This is a genomic window from Dehalococcoidia bacterium, assembly GCA_025060295.1.
GTDB lineage: Bacteria > Chloroflexota > Dehalococcoidia > Lucifugimonadales > HRBIN23 > HRBIN23.
The window spans coordinates 1-2798 of sequence record JANXCH010000005.1; the positions used below are offsets into that span (position 1 = coordinate 1).

Below are 2798 nucleotides of genomic sequence, written 5' to 3' on the forward strand. Positions count from 1 at the left end.
AACATCCTTGATCTGCATGGGGATGCCCGTGAGGGGGGTCATCTCCCCCTGGGCGATGCGTCGGTCGGCCTCCTGGGCCTGCTGGAGGGCCAGGTCCTCGGTAACGGTGATGTAGGCGTTCAGCAGAGGCTCCACCTGGCGAATTCGTTCCAAGACGGCGCGGGTCACCTCCAGGGCTGACACCTCTCGCCGGCGCAGGAGGGCATGGGCCTGGTGCACCGTGAGGGCGTAGAGGGGGGGCATCTAACTCTCCTCCAACACCAGGGGGACGCGGAAGAAGGCCCCCTCCCGGCGGGGGGCGTTGCGCAAAATCTCCTCGCGCGGGAAGGGCGCTTGGGGCTCGTCGGGGCGCATGACGCTGGCCAGGGCCACCGAGTGGCTGGTGGGGGGCACCTCGGTGGTGTCTATCTGCTGGAGCACCGCAAACTGCTCCACAATCTGGGACAGTTGCACCCGAAAGCGCTCCACCTCCTCCTCGGTGAGGCCGATACGGCACAGGGTGGCTACGTGGAGCACCTGTTCTCGGGTCAGGGCCATAGCATCCTCCTGGGGATATCTTACCGCAGGGGGTGTCCTGTTCGCCTTGTAGGGTTTCATCCCTCTGTGCTATGCTGGGAACGCATCCGCGCGGAGGCTTGGGATGGCAGTGCGCATCACCGTCTACGGAGGGGCGCGGCAGGTAGGGGGCAACCAGGTGCTGGTGGAGGACGGCCCCGCCCGCTGGCTCTTTGACTTCGGCATCCCCTTCCACCAGTGGGGTAAGTTTTACGAGGAATACCTTCAACCCCGCAAGGCCTTCGGCCTCTTGGACTTCCTGACTATGGGCCTGGTGCCCCCCGTCAAGGGCCTCTACCGCCCCGACCTGGAGCACCCCCTGGTGGGACAGGTCTTCCCTGACCGTCCCACGGTGGAGGTGCAGGGCGTCCTCCTCTCCCACGCCCACCTGGACCACTCGGGCTACATCTCCCTTCTGCACCCGGACATCCCCGTCTACGCAACCCTCACCACAGCGGTGCTGGCCAAGGCCATCCAGGACACCAGCCGCGGCGACATAGAGCGGGAGGTGGTCTACTACACCCCCCAAGCCCCCAAACGTGATGACCTCCTCACCAATGACCCGGACGCCTCTGCCGTCCAGCGCCAGTTTGTCGTCCCCGCCGATGCTCCCCTCACCGACGCTGCCCGCCGCTTCTGGGGCCAGTCCCTCTGGGCGCGAAAGAGCATGAAGCACACCACTTTGCAGACCGCCAGTGCCCTGGATAAAAAGCATGCCGTGCGGTGCTGGCCGGTGGACCACTCGGTGCCAGGGGCGTGCGCCTGGGCGGTGGAGACCTCGGCGGGCTGGGTGGCCTACACGGGCGACATCCGCCGCCACGGCGCACGCGCCCAGGACACCCAGCGCTTCCTAGACGACCTGGCGCAGTTGCGCCCGCGGGTGCTCCTGTGCGAGGGGACGCGGGCACCCCCCGGCTCCCGCCCCTCCTTCACCGAGAGTGATGTGGCTCAGCGCGCCCGGGAGCACTTGAAAAGCGTACAGGGGGGCCTGGTGTTCGCCGACTTCGGCCCCCGTAATGTGGAGCGCCTCCTCATCTTCCACGCCCTCGCCCGCGACCTGGGACGCCAACTGGTCATCTTCCCCAAGGACGCCTACCTGCTGGACGCCCTGCGCACCCTAGACCCCTCCCTTCCTGCACCCGGCCCAGAGACGGGCATCCGGCTGTACGCTGAGCCGAAAATCCGACAGGACGCCTGGGAGCAAGACATACGCCAGAGGTACGAATCTGCCCTGGTAACGCCTAAGGATGTGCACCAGAACCAGGAGGCCTTCATCCTCTGCTTCAGCCTGCTGGATCTGAACGACCTGCCCACCCTGCGCCCACGCCCGGGGAGCCTGTACCTCTACTCCTCCCACGAGGCCTTTGACGAGGAGAGCGGGCTGGACTTTGACCGCCTCCTGAACTGGCTGCACCACTTCCAGATGCGCCCGGTGGGGGTGCCCCAGCGGGGCCGGGCCACAGGCCTCTGGCTCATCCCCCCAGAGGAGGAGGGCCTGCACGCCTCGGGCCACGCCTCCGGCTCCGACCTGGTGGACATGGTGCGCCAGGTGCGCCCCCGCACCCTCCTCCTTGTCCACGCCCAGCCCGAAGCGTATGATTACTTCGTAGAACACTTGAGCGGAACGGGCATAGAGGTGCTCATGCCCCGACACGGCCACACCTTGGAGTTCGCCTAGACCGTGCGTCCACTGCGTCTGCAGATCAAAAACTTCCTCTCCTATCGGGAGCCGCCCCCCCTGGACCTACGGGGCATGCAGGTGGTGTGTCTGTCGGGGAACAACGGGCACGGCAAGAGCGCCCTGCTGGACGCCATAACCTGGGCCTTATGGGGCGAATGCTCCCGGGGCGGGGGGCAGACCAACGATAGCTTGGTGCATCGCGGCCAGGCCGACATGGCCGTCGACCTGGAGTTCGCCCAGGACGGGCGAGTCTACCGGGTGCGTCGCCTCTACCAGAAGGCGGGAGGTCCCCGGCGTGCCTCCCAGCATCGCCTCTCCCTGCAGGTGCAGGTGGACCCCGACCTCTGGCGCGACATCAGCGGCAACTCCGTTGCCGAAACCCAAAAGAGGATCACCACCCTCCTGGGGATGGACTACGACGCCTTTGTGCACACCGCCTACCTCCTGCAGGGGCAGGCCGACCTCTTCTCCCGCGTCGCCCCCCAGGAGCGGCGGCGCCTCCTGGCCCGCATCCTGGGGTTGGACCTCTATGAGCACGCCCGAGAGGTGGTCAAGGGGCACC

At 66.9% G+C, this 2798-nt stretch carries 4 protein-coding genes; 2 read left to right on the forward strand and 2 right to left on the reverse strand.

The features are described 5' to 3' along the window. The coding region (locus NZ951_02865) for an amidase family protein (protein MCS7206861.1) at positions 1 to 243 on the reverse strand (243 nt) is incomplete at its 3' end. Then, on the reverse strand, positions 244 to 537 hold the full coding sequence (gene gatC, locus NZ951_02870) for an Asp-tRNA(Asn)/Glu-tRNA(Gln) amidotransferase subunit GatC (protein MCS7206862.1): 294 nt from the start codon (positions 535 to 537) through the stop codon (positions 244 to 246). 103 nt (positions 538 to 640) lie between these two features. Between gatC and NZ951_02875 the strand changes: the two genes are divergently transcribed. After that, on the forward strand, positions 641 to 2233 hold the full coding sequence (locus NZ951_02875; protein MCS7206863.1) for an exonuclease: 1593 nt from the start codon (positions 641 to 643) through the stop codon (positions 2231 to 2233). 3 nt (positions 2234 to 2236) lie between these two features. Next, the coding region (locus tag NZ951_02880; GenBank protein ID MCS7206864.1) for an SMC family ATPase at positions 2237 to 2798 on the forward strand (562 nt) is incomplete at its 3' end.

What these genes read in the sequence shown, in the direction of transcription:
- gatC (MCS7206862.1), bottom strand. Translation starts at nt 537, where the DNA reads ATGGCCCTGACCCGAGAACAGGTGCTCCACGTAGCCACCCTGTGCCGT.
- NZ951_02875 (MCS7206863.1), top strand. Translation starts at nt 641, where the DNA reads ATGGCAGTGCGCATCACCGTCTACGGAGGGGCGCGGCAGGTAGGGGGC.